16 protein-coding genes are annotated in these 16,439 nt (G+C 54.9%); 7 read left to right on the forward strand and 9 right to left on the reverse strand.

Annotation, left to right across the window (positions count from 1 at the left end):
- Positions 1–4 precede the first annotated feature (4 nt).
- The 5 genes from tssG to FRIGORI9N_RS00540 all read left to right on the forward strand — a co-directional run bounded on the left by tssG (position 5) and on the right by FRIGORI9N_RS00540 (position 6,298).
- The gene (gene tssG, locus FRIGORI9N_RS00520) at positions 5–1,009 is read left to right on the forward strand and encodes a type VI secretion system baseplate subunit TssG (RefSeq protein WP_159567968.1); all 1,005 of its coding nucleotides are present in this window, start codon (positions 5–7) and stop codon (positions 1,007–1,009) included.
- Entirely contained in the window at positions 1,006–3,666 is a 2,661-nt protein-coding gene (gene tssH / locus FRIGORI9N_RS00525) for a type VI secretion system ATPase TssH (protein ID WP_159567969.1), read from the forward strand. The genes tssG and tssH overlap by 4 nt, the downstream gene beginning before the upstream one ends.
- A 1-nt stretch (position 3,667) precedes the next feature.
- On the forward strand, positions 3,668–5,062 hold the full coding sequence (locus tag FRIGORI9N_RS00530) for a caspase family protein (RefSeq protein ID WP_159567970.1): 1,395 nt from the start codon (positions 3,668–3,670) through the stop codon (positions 5,060–5,062).
- A gap of 81 nt (positions 5,063–5,143) precedes the next feature.
- Positions 5,144–5,788, forward strand: a complete 645-nt coding sequence (locus FRIGORI9N_RS00535; RefSeq protein WP_159567971.1) for a hypothetical protein — start codon at positions 5,144–5,146, stop codon at positions 5,786–5,788.
- Positions 5,789–5,842: 54 nt separating this feature from the next.
- A complete protein-coding gene (locus FRIGORI9N_RS00540; RefSeq protein WP_159567972.1) occupies positions 5,843–6,298 on the forward strand; it encodes an RNA-binding S4 domain-containing protein in 456 nt (151 codons plus the stop codon).
- A gap of 9 nt (positions 6,299–6,307) precedes the next feature.
- Here the strand turns inward: FRIGORI9N_RS00540 and FRIGORI9N_RS00545 are convergent, their stop codons facing one another.
- The 4 genes from FRIGORI9N_RS00545 to FRIGORI9N_RS00560 form a co-directional block, all read right to left on the reverse strand.
- Positions 6,308–6,799, reverse strand: coding sequence for a peroxiredoxin (locus FRIGORI9N_RS00545; protein ID WP_159567973.1), 492 nt, complete (start codon positions 6,797–6,799; stop codon positions 6,308–6,310).
- Positions 6,800–6,823: 24 nt separating this feature from the next.
- Entirely contained in the window at positions 6,824–7,498 is a 675-nt protein-coding gene (locus FRIGORI9N_RS00550; RefSeq protein WP_159567974.1) for a BON domain-containing protein, read from the reverse strand.
- A complete protein-coding gene (locus FRIGORI9N_RS00555) occupies positions 7,488–8,090 on the reverse strand; it encodes a phosphoheptose isomerase (RefSeq protein ID WP_159567975.1) in 603 nt (200 codons plus the stop codon). The genes FRIGORI9N_RS00550 and FRIGORI9N_RS00555 overlap by 11 nt, the downstream gene beginning before the upstream one ends.
- A 91-nt stretch (positions 8,091–8,181) precedes the next feature.
- Positions 8,182–8,685 carry a YraN family protein gene (locus FRIGORI9N_RS00560; RefSeq protein WP_159567976.1) on the reverse strand — a complete coding sequence of 168 codons (504 nt, stop codon included), beginning with the start codon at positions 8,683–8,685 and terminating at the stop codon, positions 8,182–8,184.
- Between FRIGORI9N_RS00560 and rsmI the strand changes: the two genes are divergently transcribed.
- Positions 8,669–9,610, forward strand: a complete 942-nt coding sequence (gene rsmI, locus FRIGORI9N_RS00565) for a 16S rRNA (cytidine(1402)-2'-O)-methyltransferase (RefSeq protein ID WP_159567977.1) — start codon at positions 8,669–8,671, stop codon at positions 9,608–9,610. The genes FRIGORI9N_RS00560 and rsmI overlap by 17 nt on opposite strands.
- A 34-nt stretch (positions 9,611–9,644) precedes the next feature.
- Here rsmI and FRIGORI9N_RS00570 read toward each other — a convergent pair whose 3' ends face one another.
- The 4 genes from FRIGORI9N_RS00570 to FRIGORI9N_RS00585 all read right to left on the reverse strand — a co-directional run bounded on the left by FRIGORI9N_RS00570 (position 9,645) and on the right by FRIGORI9N_RS00585 (position 13,816).
- The gene (locus FRIGORI9N_RS00570; protein WP_159567978.1) at positions 9,645–10,409 is read right to left on the reverse strand and encodes a hypothetical protein; all 765 of its coding nucleotides are present in this window, start codon (positions 10,407–10,409) and stop codon (positions 9,645–9,647) included.
- 840 nt (positions 10,410–11,249) lie between these two features.
- Entirely contained in the window at positions 11,250–11,675 is a 426-nt protein-coding gene (dksA, locus tag FRIGORI9N_RS00575) for an RNA polymerase-binding protein DksA (protein ID WP_159567979.1), read from the reverse strand.
- A 52-nt stretch (positions 11,676–11,727) separates the two neighbouring features.
- Entirely contained in the window at positions 11,728–12,717 is a 990-nt protein-coding gene (locus tag FRIGORI9N_RS00580) for a GTP-binding protein (protein WP_236550766.1), read from the reverse strand.
- 76 nt (positions 12,718–12,793) lie between these two features.
- The gene (locus tag FRIGORI9N_RS00585) at positions 12,794–13,816 is read right to left on the reverse strand and encodes an MBL fold metallo-hydrolase (RefSeq protein WP_159567980.1); all 1,023 of its coding nucleotides are present in this window, start codon (positions 13,814–13,816) and stop codon (positions 12,794–12,796) included.
- A 95-nt stretch (positions 13,817–13,911) separates the two neighbouring features.
- Here FRIGORI9N_RS00585 and FRIGORI9N_RS00590 point away from each other — a divergent pair, with 95 nt between their 5' ends.
- Positions 13,912–15,093, forward strand: coding sequence for an isovaleryl-CoA dehydrogenase (locus FRIGORI9N_RS00590; RefSeq protein WP_159567981.1), 1,182 nt, complete (start codon positions 13,912–13,914; stop codon positions 15,091–15,093).
- 4 nt (positions 15,094–15,097) lie between these two features.
- Here the strand turns inward: FRIGORI9N_RS00590 and FRIGORI9N_RS00595 are convergent, their stop codons facing one another.
- Positions 15,098–16,330, reverse strand: coding sequence for a S9 family peptidase (locus FRIGORI9N_RS00595; RefSeq protein WP_236550767.1), 1,233 nt, complete (start codon positions 16,328–16,330; stop codon positions 15,098–15,100).
- Positions 16,331–16,439: the final 109 nt, after the last annotated feature.

Consider the following 16,439-nt stretch of genomic DNA (forward strand, 5'->3'; position numbering starts at 1 on the left):
GCGCATGAACACGCCCATTCCTCCCGCGCCCAATTTCTTTGCCTTGTTGCGGCAAATTGAGCATGCCAATTGTGGCAAACCGCTGCTGGGAAAATCATTGCGCCTGCGCGACGACCCCGTGCGTCTGGGCCAGCGCCCTTTCCTTGATTTTGCCACGCAAGACTTCAAGCGAGAGGAAACCATTCAGGCCGGGCGCCTGGGGGCAGTGCGGAAGCTGTTTGTTCAAAACTTTGGTTTACTGGGCCCCAACGGCGCTTTGCCCCTGCATTTCACAGAGCATGCGTACACACGTATTCATCAGTGCAATGACCCCACGTTCTCCGAGTTTCTGGATATTTTTCACCACCGGGCCTATCTGCTTTTTTACAGGGCGTGGGCTGAGTCGCAGCCGCACATTGCGTATCACCGAAGTACTTTCAATCCTTTTGCGCAGCACCTCAACTGTTTACTTGGGCATGGCGTGTCAAGCAGCTGGGGCCGGGAGGCTTTGCCCACCCATTTCCGTGCAGGGTTGGCGGGGCATTTTACCCGGCGCACCAAAACCCAGGAAGGTTTGGCCCGCAGCTTGTATGCCTTGACTGGTTTGCCTGTGCGCATTGTTCCGTTTCAAGCGCAGTGGCTGCAATTGCCTGTGCAGGCGGGTGCCCTGGCGCTTGGGCACGGCGCCATGTTGGGCAGCAAGGTAAGGTGTGCCCAAAGCAAGATCAAAATTGATATAGGCCCTATGGCGTATAGCGCTTACACGCAATGGCTGCCAGCCACCGAAGGCCGCATGCGCCTGATACAGGCAAGCCATGCTTACCTGGGGCTGGAGTTCGATTGTGAGTTCGAGCTTCAAGTGAATCCAGACCAAATTCCACGCGCTCGCCTGAACGGCGGGGCACAACTAGGCCGCACCGCATGGCTTGGTCAAATGCAGATCCACCTGCGCAAACAGCAACCGGCAACCGTTCGCGTGAAGTGCCCTGCAGTTCCCTCTCATTCTTCTTTGTTCCGGAGTTCTACATGAGCAACATCAGCCGTGTGTCGCTGTTTGCCAAACTAAATCCCATCGCCTTCAAATCGGTTGAAGGTGCAACAGTGCTTTGCAAACTTCGCGGCAATCCGTACGTTCAACTGACGCATTGGGTGGCTCAAATTCTTCATCAGGATGACAGCGACTGGCACCACATTCTTCGTCATTTTGAGTTGGACGTGGGCATGGTACTGGCCGATGTTCAGCGTGCCCTCGAGCGCCAGCCCGGCGGTGCACAAGGTATTTCCGATCTCTCGGAATCAATTACCAATGCAGTGGAACGGGCCTGGGTGTACGCATCGCTTCTGTATGGGGCACAGAAGGTGCGCACAGGCCATGTGCTGCTTGCTTTGTTGAAAACCGATTTTTTGTTGCCAGAATTGCTGAGAATTTCACCCCGCTTCAAAGAAATTCCAGAGGCTGTACTCAGCGAAAACTTTGCACACCTTGTTGAGCATTCTGCCGAGCAGGCACTGTTGAATGTCGACTTGCCGCAGGGTGCAGTACCCGGCGAAGCCAGCGGGGCCATGCATGCCGCCCAGCTTGGCGGCGAAGAGGCCTTGGCCCGTTACACCGTTGATCTCACCGGGAAGGCGCGCAATGGTGAAATTGACCCGGTGTGTGGGCGCGAACTCGAAGTGCGGCAAATCATTGACATTCTTCTTCGCCGACGGCAAAACAATCCGCTGATTACCGGGGAAGCAGGGGTGGGTAAAACAGCGGTGGTGGAAGGGTTTGCCCTGCAAGTGGTGGCCGGTGAGGTTCCACCTGCCTTGCAAGGGGTGCGCGTGTTGACCCTCGACTTGGGTTTGTTGCAGGCTGGCGCATCCATGAAAGGCGAGTTTGAGCAGCGACTCCGCCAAGTGATTGACGAAATACAGGCCAGCGAGCAAAGCACCATTTTGTTTATTGATGAAGTGCACACACTGGTGGGGGCGGGCGGTAATCAGGGAACGGGCGACGCTGCCAATTTGCTCAAACCCGCGTTGGCGCGCGGCACATTAAGAACCATTGGTGCGACCACCTGGGCGGAGTACAAAAAGTACATCGAGAAAGACCCGGCGCTCACTCGTCGTTTTCAGGTGGTGCAAGTCGAAGAACCCTCCGAGGCCAAGGGCATTGACATGCTGCGCGGGCTGGCTCAAGCCATGCAGGCTCACCACGGCGTTTTTCTGCTGGATGAAGCAGTGCAGGCCGCCGTCAGGTTGTCGCATCGCTACATTCCTGCAAGGCAATTGCCGGACAAGGCGATCAGTCTTCTTGACACCGCCTGCGCACGGGTGGCTGTTTCGCAGCATGCCATACCTGCACCCATTGAGTTGATTCAGAATAAATTACAGGCCTTGCAGATTGAATGCGCAGCCATCAACAAGGAATCGGTTTTTGGACAAGAGCATTCCATTCGTCTGGCTGAAATTGAGGCGAACCAGACAACGCTGGCTGTTGAACTTGAGCAGTTGAAGGCGCAATGGGCCAATGAAAAACAGATTTTGACTGCGCTCCAAAACTTGCGCCTTGAAATGGAAAAGGCCAGTGACTTAAACGCCGAGCCCACGCAGGCCACGCTTGCGAAGTTGAAATTGCTCGAATGCGAAATCAAAACCTTGCAGGGCGAGAAGCCGATGATTCACCCGCAGGTGGATGCGCAGTGTGTGGCCGGTGTGGTGGCAGACTGGACTGGCATTCCCGTGGGGCGCATGGTGCGCAACGAAATTGAAAATGTATTGAACCTGGCCCACGGTTTGGGAGCACGAATTGTGGGTCAGCCCCATGCGCTGGACACCATTGCACGCCGTATTCAAACGAATCGCGCTGGCCTCGATGATCCCAACAAACCAGTGGGCGTGTTCATGTTGGCGGGCACATCGGGTGTGGGAAAAACTGAAACCGCATTGGCACTGGCCGAGAATTTGTATGGTGGGGAGCACAACGTAATCACCATCAACATGAGCGAATATCAGGAAGCACACACAGTGTCTTCACTGAAAGGTGCACCACCCGGTTATGTGGGGTATGGGGAAGGCGGCGTGTTGACCGAGGCTGTACGCCGTAAACCTTATAGCGTGGTGTTGCTGGATGAAGTCGAGAAAGCCCACCCCGATGTCCATGAACTGTTTTTTCAGGTGTTTGACAAAGGCTGGATGGAAGACGGAGAAGGGCGCCGAATTGATTTTCGCAATACGCTGATCTTGCTGACCACCAATGTGGGAACCCGGGAATTAATGGCACTTTGCAAAGCGGGTTTGAGCACCGAAAAAATGCCCGCACCCGAGGAACTCGTTCAAGCTTTGCGGGCACCCATGTTGCAAGTGTTTCCACCGGCTTTGCTAGGGCGACTCGACGTGGTGCCGTATTACCCGCTTTCCAGCGCGATACTCGCCGACATTGTTCGCTTGCAGTTGAACCGAATCCAGCAACGCATTGCCAGTACGCACCGAATGGCTGTTCATATTGATGACTCGGTCATCGATCGCATTGTGATGCGCTGTAACGAGGCTGATTCGGGCGGGCGCATGGTGGGCACTATTTTAAGCAACACCTTGCTGCCCACGGTGAGCCGCCAGTTGTTGCAGGCCACTTTGCAGGGCAAACCGGTGACCACATTGAGTATCAGTACAGATGGCCAGGAATTCATTTATCACTACGAATAATTTGAAACATTCACCGGGGCGGCGAAGCGCACTGCAAACCTTGTTGGGTTTGGCGGGTGTGTTGTCGGCTGCGCCATTTGTTGTTCGGTGGCAATCAGCACAGGCTGCAACCCCCGCTGCGCCTTACACACACCGGCTTGCTTTGTTGATCGGCAATGGTGACTACCCGGTTCCGCATGATTTGCCACCCATTCACAAAAATGTGATGGACCTTGGCGAGGCTTTGGCTTATCGGGGGTTTGATGTCACTCAGGCCATGAACCTGGATGAAAACAGCCTGCAAATTACAGTGAACGAGTTTGTGAAACGGGTGGCGCAAGCGCCTGCGGACGCGGTTACTTTGTTTTATTACGCAGGCCACGGTTTGCAGGTGGATTCCAACAATTTGCTGCTGGGTTCAGGGGCCAACCCCACTGCACCGCGCCGTGATTTGCTGGCGCGCTCACTGGTGTTGCAACAAAAATTGCTGGCCGCTTTGCCACCCAAGCCCGAGGCATTGAACATCACTGTGATCGATGCTTGCAGAACTGATCTGCGCAACGCACTGGGCGATGGCGAGGGTTTGAATCAGGTTGAGGCCTCTGTGGGCAGCCTGGTGTGTTTTTCAACAGGCGCAGGCAAGCCTGCGGTGTCGCCGGCCAGTGCGGACCAGAACACGTTTTACACGGCAGCTTTGGTGAAGTTGCTTCGCGAATCGGCAGGGCATATTACATTCAATGACTTGTTTCGAATGGTGAAAGAGGAAGTAGAAACCACCATGCTGACGCATCCGCTTGCCGCAATTCGGCGTTTGGCTCAAAAACCGTTTATTGCCGACAATGTCCGCGTGCAAGTTCCATTAATGGTGGCTTCTGCAGTGTCCGGTGGGCCAGTGGCACCGCGCATGTTGCCCGAAGAGGAGGCCGCTTGGCAGGCCATTCAAGCCACACAGTGGCCTGTCGATCTGCTTCGGCTGTGCAAGTCTTTTCTGGAAACTTACCCGGACAGCATTCAGGCCCGATCTGTCCTGGTTTATCAGGTGGGTGCGTTGCAGGCGCTCACCGTGTTGCGCCACAAAGAGGTGAAACTGTTCAAAACCAGTTTTGTGTTGCCTGAGCCTTTGCCCACCTCGCAACAAGCGGACGGCAATGCAGATTTGAACCGGGCTGCGCGTGGCGACAAAGACGCGGCTGCCCGAATTGCCCGCTTGTACCGCGGGTTGGGTGGCGGGCAGGCGCAATTGCGTTACCTGGGTTGGTTACAGTACGCCGGTGGGTTGGGCAATGGCATTGCCAGCTACGAGTTGGCCCTGTACTACCGTGAAGTGGCGCAGCCCCTGTTGGCTGCTCAGGCCGAGGCGCGGGCGCAGCAACTGGGTTATTCCCCGCCCCGTGCTTTGGGGCATGCGCGCAAATAGGTGGGCCTTTCCCGCTTTTTTTGAGGTTTCACCTGCGGCACAAAAGTTCACAATGGTAGCAAGTGAAAAAGGAACCTTAAAATGATCCGCCCTGTTTTTAACTGGATTACCCTGGCCTTGCTGGCGGGTTTGTTGGTGGCTTGTAACCCGCGTACCAATTTGAATGAAGACAATTTGCTCAAGGGTGCAAGGGCTGAAACCTTTATATTGAGCCATGGTGCCTTGTGCGCCCGTTTGCCCAGTCCGGAAGCGATTGAGCAGTATGCACGCGACCAGGTGCCAGCCAACAGTGCGGTGGCCCGTGAGGTGAAGGCTTGGGATTTGTCGGGTTTGCTGGATATTTTTCAAACCCGCGATGGCCGCTGGGTGATCATGCCCTCAAGTGGCCTGAAGAAGCTGGAAGGCGTGCACTTCAGGCAAGGGCCGCAAGGTGACAACGAGGCCTTGTGCTTTGGCCGGCTCTGGGTTGAAAAAACAGTGGATTACATTCAGAACAAACCGTTTGGGCAGGAAGATGCCGTGTCTGCCCGGTTCGAGGCCAGCCTGAAAGACGCCCACATGTTGAACCACTTCAAGAACCTGAAGGTGGAGTCGTTTGACCCAACTGTGTTCACCTTGAGTACCGGCACGGCAGTGGCGGGTACCTTGCAGCCCAGCTTTGTTATCGAAATGGCACTTCGCCCCACTCACACTGGCTGGTATTTGGCCAAGAACGGGGCGAATTAAGGGCATAATTTCCTGACCAATGCCGTCGCCGGGCATAATTTCGATGGAGTTACTTTGAGTCGCAGTAAAAACAGAAGCCCTGAACCCGCAAAAACGCCCAATGGCAAAACCGACTTTTCAGCGCCGGGAGCCAAGGTGCGAATTGACAAATGGTTGTGGGCTGCCCGTTTTTTCAAAACCCGTTCGCTGGCCACCGAGGTGGTGGAGGGTGGCAAGGTGAAATGCAACGATGAGCGTGTAAAGCCAGCTTATGGCGTGCAGGTGGGTGACGTGCTCACCGTGCCAGTGGGTTGGGACGACATGGTGCTGGTGGTGAAAGGCTTGGGCGACAAGCGGGGCAGTGCCACCATTGCTCAAGGCCTTTACGAGGAAACCATGGACAGTGCCAAAAAGCGCGCTGAGCGCGCGGCAAACCGCAAGTTGATAAAAGACCCTGCACTGGAAATCAAGGCGCGACCCACGAAAAGAGACCGCCGCGTGATGGATGACTTTAAATGGGGTGAGGAATAGGTGGGCCGGTTAAACTTTTTCGGCCAGTGATTTTTCAATTAATGCATGCAAGGCCGCGAAATCAGGTTCGCCCACATAGGTCTTGATAATTTGGCCCTTGCGGTTGATCACGTAGGTGGTGGGCGTAATTTTTACGTCGTGAAAAGCCTTGGCAATCTTGCCGTTCACGTCGAGTGCAACATCAAATGGCAACTTGCGCGTTTCTGCGAAATTCACCACATAGTCGGGGCGGTCATAGCTCATCGCCACGGCAATTGTTTTGAAGCCTTGGTCTTTGTACTTGTTGTAGGTGTCAACAATGTCCGGCATTTCTTTCACACAAGTGGTGCAGCTGGTCGCCCAAAAATTCACCAGCATGACCTGGCCTTGGTAATCAGCAGGGGCAATGGTTTTGCCTTCGATGGTCACGTAACTGACCTGCGGCGCGTTGTCGCCCCCGCAGGCGGCCAGCACGCTGACCACTGCAAGGGTTGATAGCAGAGAAAGAATTTTCTTGAACATTGCTCGTTTTTTCAGGGTTGCTGATTAACGCGGACCGTTTTCCACGGGTGCATTTCCGTTATTTGGAGTGGCAGACAAGCGAGAAAGTTCAGCCTCGGAAATCAATTCGAGCACTTTGACCACTTTCACCACGCCTGGAACACCTGCGGCGATGGATGCGGCGCGATTGGCCTCACGCTCGGTGACCAGACCCATCAGGTACACCACGCCTGCTTCAGTGCTTACTTTGAAGGAGTTGGCGAAGATGTCTTGGGCGTCGAGCAAAGACGCCTTGACCTTGCCAGTAATGAACACATCGTTGGAGCGCGCGGACAATGAGCTTTTGAAGCCAACCCGGATGTCGTTCACGACCAAGCGAATGTTGGGCAAGGTGGTAACGCGGGCTTCTATGTTGCGCACTGTGGTTTCATCGGGGGCTTCACCAGTCAGCAGAATTTGGCGGTTGTACACTGTCGCATTCACATGCACATTTTCACCAAAACTTTCTCGGATGGCGCTTTCAGCTTTTACCTGAAGGGTGCGATCCTCGACCTGTGTGCCCACGGTGCGGCGGTCTGCTGCAGCCAGCGAGCCAGCGGTAATACCTGCGACGGCGCCCGCGAAGCAACCGCCCAACAGGGGTGCTGCCAGTGATGTCACCAAGATGGCGCTAATGGCGGAAGAACGTGTGCGGATAAAAAACCGGGTGTTACGACTCATTTTCTTCTTCTCCAAGTAGACTCAGGTCGATGCCATCGCAAATGCAATGGATCGCCAACAAATGTATTTCCTGAATTCGGGCGGTGCGGTTGTGTGGCACGCACACATGCACATCGCCTTGCTTCAACTGCTGCACCATTTGACCGCCGCCTTTGCCGGTGAGTGCAACAATGGTCATGTCGCGGGCGTGGGCGGCCTCAATGGCCAACTGAACGTTTTTCGAATTGCCGCTGGTCGAAATGGCCAGCAACACATCACCAGGCTGGCCAATGGCAGCAACCTGTTTCGAGAAAATTTCATTGAAACTGTAATCGTTGCCGATTGCAGTCAGTGCCGAGGAGTCGGTGGTCAGGGCAATCGCTGCCAAACCTGGGCGTTCACGCTCAAAACGGCCCACCAGTTCGGCCGCGAAGTGCTGACAGTCGCCCGCGGAACCACCATTGCCACAGGCCAGTACCTTGCCGCCGTTGGTGAGTGCATTCACCATCAGCTCGACTGCCTCGGAAATTGGCCCGACCAGTTCTTCGGTGGCGGCTTGTTTTGCGGCAATGCTTTCGTCAAATTGTTGGGTAATGCGTGTGATCAAGTCCATGGCGGCAGGCCTTCTGGCAGTTATCTCGAGCCTTCTATTATAGGTGACCCCGTTGCAGGCGATTTGCATGGCATACCGGTTTGCTTCGGGTTTAGTTGCTGATTTGCCACGCATTTTGAACCCATTTGGGTTCGTCGCCGTTTTCCAGTGCGACCACATCAAAACGCAGGTGCGTGAACTTGCGTTGACCCTGCTGAACCCACCACAACTTTGCGCATCGGGAAATTCGCGCCTGTTTGTGGGTGGAAATACTCTCTAGAGCGCTGCCATGGCTGTTGTTGCTGCGAAGGCGAACCTCGACAATGACAGCGGTGTGGTCTTGCGCCATGATCAAATCGATTTCGCCGCATCGGCAACGGTGGTTTCTGCTTACCAGCGTTAATCCGTTCTGTTCCAGCATGCGGAGTGCCTGGGTTTCCGCCAGTTGCCCTGCCTCGAGCAAGGCAAGTTTGCGCGTGGGCGGTGTGGTTTTGATCGCCTCAGGTTTTTCTTTGGCTGCAAGCCATGGAATTTTGGCTTTTGGTGATCGGCATTTGCGCCCAGCCCATGGAATGCCGGACAATTCAGGAACTTTGGATTTGGATTTGAACGCCATGCAGAATGCCGGTGAAGAAAATGGGGTGAAGGATGCTGTGAATTCTGACGCGAGTTCAGGAACGGGGCGTGAACCTTCCCTCTATGTGGTGGCAACCCCCATCGGCAATATGGGTGATTTAAGCCTTCGGGCCCGCGCCGTATTGGAGCAGGTGGATCGCATTGCAGCTGAAGACACCCGCAACACGGCCCGCATGCTGGATTCCCTGGGGATCCGGAAGCCGCTGATGGCTCACCACGCCCACAATGAACGCGAGAGCGCACAGGGCGTTTTGGCCTGTTTGCAGCGGGGCGAATCGGTGGCTTTGGTGAGCGATGCAGGCACCCCGGCTGTGTCGGATCCCGGTGCGGTGGTGGTTCGCTGTGTGGCCGAGGCCGGTTTTACGGTGGTGCCGGTGCCAGGCGCCAGCAGCGTGTTGGCAGTGATTGCTGCCAGCGGGCTTGTGGATGGCCACTTTACCTTTCGTGGCTTCTTGCCCGCAAAAGGCAAGAACCGACTGGATGATTTGAAACAATGGCTGGCTTGCCCCGAACCACAGATTATTTTTGAAGCACCCCATCGCGTGCTCCAATTGGTGGATGATCTTGAAGGCTTGGACATGGGGGGGCGCGACATGTGCGCTGGCCGTGAGTTGACCAAGCAATTTGAAACCTTTTACCGCGGCAGCGGTGAGTCGGTGTTTGAACAGGTGCGGCAAGACTCGAATGCCGAGCGTGGTGAGTGGGCGTGGGTAATCGCGGCAAACCCGGTTTCTGGTCAGGCGGCTGAAATTGCTCAGGCCAGTGCAGATTTGGACACTTGGCTGAAACTGTTGATGGCCGAATTGCCTTTGAAAACTGCGGTGGCGGTGGTGGTGAAGGCCACGGGATTCGCCAAGAATACTGTGTACAACAGGGCGCTGGAATTAAAAGAAGGACGGCAATAAAAAGCCAGCCCGAAGGCTGGCCAAAACCACTGAATCAGGCGGGCAGGGGCAAACCTGCTTCGGGAACTTCCAAGCCGCTGATGCTGGCGGATGCCGAAATTGGCAGGCCTTCTGGCAGGGCCAACGTCAGTGTGCCATCTTCAAAACTGATCGGGCTGGAAGGTAGGCCACCACCGGTGTCACCACCTGGCAAGCTGGGCAAGCCACCACCGAGCAGGTCGGTCAAGGAGTCCAGGCCAGGCAGGCCGTCGGTTGGAATGGGCAATGCGTCCAGACCAGGAATTGCGTCAAGGCCAGGCAATGCTGGTGCACCGGGTAGGGAAGGTGCGTCTGGCAAACCGCCAGCCAGCAAATCAGTCAACGTGTCCAGGCTGGGGGCTCCATCGGTTGGTACTGGTAGCGCGTCCAAACCAGGAATGGCATCCAGGCCGGGAATTGCTGGTGCTTCTGGCAGGCCGCCGGCCAGCAGGTCTGTGATTGCGTCTGGGCTGGCTGGCAGCATATCCAGGCCGGGAATGGCGTCCAAACCGGGAATTGAATCCAGGCCAGGAATTGAGTCCAAGCCGGGGATGCCGGCTGGGGGTGTGGGCAGACCACCGTCAAGCAAGCCTGTCAGTGAGTCCAGGCCAGGCAGGCCGTCTGTTGGAATGGGCAATGCGTCCAAACCAGGAATGGCGTCCATGCCAGGTAGTTCGGGGGCGGCTGGCAATGCGCCAGCAAAGGTGTCCAATGCGCCGGCAAGGATTTCGCCAGCTACCGGTACGGCGCTTACGCCGCTCTTCAATTCGTCTAGGGCCATGCTTTCTCCGTCATTTGAAATGATTAAAAATTGTTATTAGTTTTTGTAGGCAATCTGCGTTGCCTGCGTAATAACAACAGAGATTGATTAATCATCGCAATTCGCACATTACTTACAAAAGATGAGTAAAAGACTCACTAGTTACGAGGTTTTGTTGGGTAAGTTGATGATTTTTAATGAAAAAGTAAACAGTGAAATATTTATGGCAGAAAATTGATGACAAAACTGTGATGGCGGGGGATTTATGTCACCTGAATGGTGACTTTTGATTTGAACTTGAAGGGTCACTGTTGCGGTTATTTGCCAACTCGGCGTGAGTTACTTGTGCCGCACTGAAAACCGCTTGATCCCTTTTTGAATTTATTCTTGCTCACCGAGCTCGGCAAAAGGGCGGGCCGAGTCTCGGTGTCGGCTTGAAGCCGAACGCTTCTAATAAACTCAAACGGGGCGGTTTTCTTGAAGTGCGGCCCAAGCAATCCCACTGCCGAGTTGGCTTAAACCGGCGCTTGCGATTCTCCATCACCCCGTGCAGCTCACCGCTGGGTTCAACGCCCAATCGGCGGCGGTGTTTCGATCGCCTCGCCTTCAAGAAAACCTGCCTTTGCGTGCCGAGCAGGGCCGGTGTCGCCCAGTATGGGCGACAGAGAACGAGCCCGACTCGCATTTTAGGAGGGGCGTTCTCAGGCATCGTGAGGCTCAGCAAGGGGAGTACAGGTTTTCAGGCGAGAGATCGGAACCCAAGCTGACTGGGCAAGACAATCCAGCTGTTGGAGACGTAAAAAAAGCACGCGAACTCAAGTTCAACGTGCTTCTTTGCATCAACAGCGCAATTCGAGGGATTTAATCCCCGTACATACGCTGCTTCAATTCCCGGCGTTGCTGTGCTTCAAGCGACAGCGTGGCTGTTGGGCGTGCCAGCAAACGGGCCACGCCAATGGGGTCGCCTGTTTCTTCACACCAGCCATATTCGCCAGCGTCAATCTTTTGAATCGATTGCTGAATTTTCTTCAGCAGTTTGCGTTCGCGATCACGTGTTCGAAGTTCAAGCGCATGCTCTTCTTCGATCGTTGCACGGTCAGCAGGGTCGGGCACCACCACGGTCTCGCGCAAATGCTCGGTGGTTTCACCTGCATTGGCCAGCAATTCTTTTTCCATTTCCTGCAAACGCTGGCGGAAAAAGGCAAGCTGCACCTCGTTCATGTAATCGTTTTCTTTCATCGCGAGCAATTGTTTCTCGTTGATGACGGGCGTCTTTTCAGTGGTCATAGCACAGCCTCTAGTCCTTTGGTTTTTTATTGACTATATACCAGTATATCCGCTATCGGGCTAGACAAAGCTCTAACCCTTGGGTGATAAATTCCTTGGGGAGTTTACGCCCAATAAATACAATTTTGCTTTCTTTTTTCTCAGCGTTGTCCCATTTTCTGCCCCAGTCCAGTCCCATGAGCATGTGAACGCCCTGAAACAAGGCTCTGCGGTCGCTGGCCTTGATGTTCAAAATGCCTTTGTAACGCAGCATGTCAGGCCCGTAAACCTGAGTAACCGAGCCCATGAATTCTTCGAATTTCTGACCATCAAAGGGCTTGGTACTTTTGAACACAAAGCTTTGAATTTCATCGTTGTGGGTGTGTTTGTCTTCGTCGAGAAAGTCGGGTGCAATGTCCAGAATGGAGTTCAGGTTGAAGCCCCGCACATCCAGTAGTTTGTCGATGGGGGCCACGCCAAACTCGGAAATCATCATTTCGGCACGCGCGTTCATTTTAACCAGGCGACGTTTCAAAGCGGTGACTTCGTCTTCCTCGCACAAGTCGGTTTTGGACAAAAGGATTCGATCTGCAAAACCCACTTGTTGCTGAATCTCGCGGTGTTCATCCAGTTGTTGCATGCCGTGTTTGGCATCCACCACGGTAATGACTGCGTCCAGAATAAAACTTTCAGCCACCAGGTCATCGACAAAGAAGGTTTGTGCCACGGGGCCGGGGTCGGCCATGCCCGTGGTTTCAATGACCACGCGGTCGAATTTCAGCTCGCCGGCAAGGCGTTTGGCTGCCATTTCACCCAGAATACGCACCAGGTCGCCGCGCACCGTGCAGCACAAGCAACCGTTGTTCATTTCAACAATGTTTTCCTGCTCGTCTTGCATCAACAGGTCATTGTCGACGCCTTCTTCGCCGAATTCGTTTTCAATCACGGCGATTTTCATGCCGTGGTTTTCTTTCAGAATGCGGTTTAGAAGGGTGGTTTTTCCACTGCCCAGAAAGCCGGTAAGAATGGTGACTGGGATCATGTTGTGGGCTGCTTTGTTCATGGTGCTGTGTGCTGCAAAAATTGGGTCAACAATGGAAATGGGGTTGCTTGTGCAAATTTAAAGGGCTGGCTGTCGATTAAACCGCCTGAAACGTCCACACGCCCTCAACCGCCGAGCGCTTCACCAAACCTTTGTACCACAGGTAATGCAGGTGGGCGATGGCCTCGCCCATGGCAAAGCTCATTTGATGGCCATCCATCTCCCGCCTGAACAATATGCTGATGGCTTGGCGGGCGGTGAGTGGTTTTTCTTTCAAAGCCTCAAGCAGTTCGCTTAAGCGGTGCTCGTGGTGGCGCAGCAGTTGCGCACAACGGTCGTGGACACCCTTAAAAGGCACGCCATGCGAAGGCAGTACGGTGAGGCTGTTGGGCAATTGGGCCATGCTTTGCACCGATTTTAAAAACAGCAGCAGTGGGTTGCCTTCGGGTTCAATGCCATACACGCTGACATTGGTTGAAATGGTGGGCAGCAGCATGTCGCCGCTGATCATCAAGTCCAGGCTTTTGCACACCAGGGCAATGTGTTCAGGGCTGTGACCAAAACCCGCGTGGCATTGCCACACATGGCCGCCAATGGTGATTTCGTCGCCATGTTGAATGCGTTGGTAATTCAGGGGTGGTTCAGGCACCAGCCTTGAAAACATGCCGCCGCGTGCTTCCAGGGTTTCGTCGGCTTTTTTCTCGTTCACCAGACCATGGCTGGCCATGAAGGTACCCAGGGTGTTGCCGTCAAAGCCAGGCAGGTTGGCACACAAGCCCCGCGCCATGAAGTATTCGCCAGTGGACATGTGCACATGCACCCCGTGGCGGCGCGCCAGGGGGCCAGCCATGCCAATGTGGTCGGGGTGGGCATGGGTGCAAATGATTCGACCCAAGGGTTTGCGCACAAACTGGGTTTGTTCGATTTCTTCCCACATGGCGGCAACGTCGGGCAAACCTGCCCCGCAATCCACCAGTGTGTATTGGTTTTCTTCCTCGATCAGCCACACATTGATGTGGTCGAGCGCAAAGGGCAATGGCAAACGCAGCCAGAGTACGCCGGGTGCTACCGGGGTTGGCTGGCCCAAAACGGGCGGTTCAAACAAACGTTCAATTCCCATGTGTTTTCTGGTGACTTTTCAGTCATTTGTGTGGGTGAAGGGGCTGATTGTAGGGCATCATTTCGGAAAAGCATAACTTCTGCGGAGACTTTGATATGTTGAATTTGCCAGGACTTCAGTTTGATCTTGGAGAGGACATCGACGCCTTGCGCGATGCAGTACAAACTTTTGCCCAAGCTGAAATTGCCCCATTGGCTGCAGAAATGGACAAAACCGACCAATTTCCCATGCATTTGTGGCGAAAAATGGGCGATATGGGACTGTTGGGTTTGACCGTTGAGGAAGAGCTGGGCGGCAGTGGCTTGGGTTATTTGGCCCACATGGTGGCCATGGAAGAAATTTCGCGCGCCAGTGCCTCGGTGGCATTAAGCTACGGCGCGCACTCCAACCTGTGTGTGAACCAGATTCGCCGCAACGGCAGCGACTGGCAGCGCAAAACCTTTTTGCCCAAACTGATTTCCGGTGAACACATTGGTGCGTTGGCCATGAGCGAACCGGGTGCGGGGTCGGATGTGGTGAGCATGCAGTTGCGTGCCGACAAAAAGGGCGACAAGTATGTGCTGAATGGCAACAAAATGTGGATCACCAATGGCCCCGATGCCGATGTGCTGGTGGTGTATGCCAAAACTGATCTGGCCGCCGGGCCACACGGTATTACAGCCTTTTTGATCGAAAAAGGATTCAAGGGTTTTTCGATTGCGCAAAAACTGGACAAGCTGGGCATGCGCGGCAGCCACACCGGCGAGCTGGTGTTCGAGGACTGTGAAGTACCCGAAACCCATGTGCTGGGCAAAGTGGGTCGTGGTGTGAATGTGCTGATGAGCGGGCTTGATTTCGAGCGTGCAGTGCTCAGCGGAGGCCCGTTGGGCATCATGGCGGCGGCCATGGATGTGGTGGTGCCGTATGTGCACGACCGCAAGCAGTTTGGTCAAAGCATTGGTGAGTTTCAACTGATTCAGGGCAAGCTCGCTGACATGTATTCAGTCATGATGGCCACGCGTGCTTACGTGTACCAAGTGGGCAAAGCCTGTGACAAGGCCACGCCTGAAACCGTGCGCAGGCTGCGCAAAGACTGTGCAGGTGCCATTTTGTTCTCAGCGGAAAAAGCCACCTGGATGGCGGGTGAGTCGATCCAGATTCTGGGCGGCAACGGCTACATCAACGAGTACCCGTGCGGGCGTTTGTGGCGCGACGCCAAGCTGTATGAAATTGGCGCAGGCACCAGCGAAATTCGCCGCATGTTGATTGGCCGCGAATTGTTTGCTGAAACCATCTAAACGCTTATTGAAGCGGGGCAGGCCCGGCGGATTTGAATACCCGTTTGTCCTGCCCAATCACCACTTCACTTTCCCACAAGTAACTCAGCCTGGGGTGCGCGGTTTGCAGCACTTTCAGCGCCTCAGAATCTCCCAGCAAATGGTAGTTCATCCAGGCCAGTGAGTACTGCGCTGCAATTTCTCGCCCCCAGGTGGAGGTGGGCAGCAGTGGGTAGTTGGTGTGTTGGGCGTGGCTGGCAGCATCGGCCACAATGAAGGCGCGGTCGCTGGTCAGCTTGTCGTAAACCGGGCGCACCACGGCGGGGTTTACCGCCACGATTGGGGCAATGGGCCCATCGTGATCACCGGTTTGAATCATCACCGGAATGGGGTTGCTGTTGAACACCGATTGAATTTCACTGATTGGCGCGGCAGCCACAGCAGCCTTCAAACGCGGCTCCACTGCCTGTAAACCCATGGTGGCAATGGCGCCCATGCTGTGGCCGATTACACCAATGCGGGCGGGGTCGATAAACTCGCGCACCGGCGAATTGTTAAGCAGGTAGCTCAGTGCGTCTTGTGCTTCTTCAATGTTGTTGCCGGGGTCGCCTTGCACCTCATCATCTGATCGGCCCTGCCCGGAAAAATCAAATGCAAACACCAGGTACCCCGCATCGGCAAACAGCTGATGCCACCAGCGGTACATGGCGGTGTTGGTGTTCAGGCCTTCCAGCGCCAGAATAACCGGGTATTTCTGGGCGGTGGCCTGGGTTTGCCCACGTTTGGGCAACACAATTTCGCCGTGCAGGCGGGTGCCATAGCGGTTTTGAAATTCCACGGGAACCAAGGCCACCGACTTGTTGTTTTCGGGGTGACCGTACCAGTGGAATACCTGGTCGATGCGTGAACCGTCGCTGAGCTGCGCAGCCATGGCGCGAATTTGAAACTCAAGCAAGGCGGGGTCGGTGATGTCGCTCAGCGTGTAGCCCAAAGCAATCGGGTCTACAACGCCGACCAGTTGCTGACGCGGTAGCATGTCGCTGACCATGCCCAGTTGAAACAGCACGTCGTCGCTTGGCACTGGGCTCTCAGGCGGGCTTACTGGCGGATCTTCGCCTTGAACCGAGGCGGGCCAACCAAAAGCTTCCGAGGATTGAACGGTGTTGCGTGTTGCGCTACCAGCGCTGTTTTCACCATTGCAGGCCCATGCCAGCAGGGGCAGCAACGCCAGGCACATCAATTTCAAACGACTTCGCATGTCAACTTCCTTGTTCAACGTCTCAATCATACTAAGTTGGCGCAGGTTTTGGATTTTCTTGGGCAAATACAGAAGGTATCTCGTAGAATCGGTGGTTCATCAATTGGAG

The sequence above is a fragment of the Limnobacter sp. 130 genome (assembly GCF_902506325.1).
GTDB lineage: Bacteria > Pseudomonadota > Gammaproteobacteria > Burkholderiales > Burkholderiaceae_B > Limnobacter.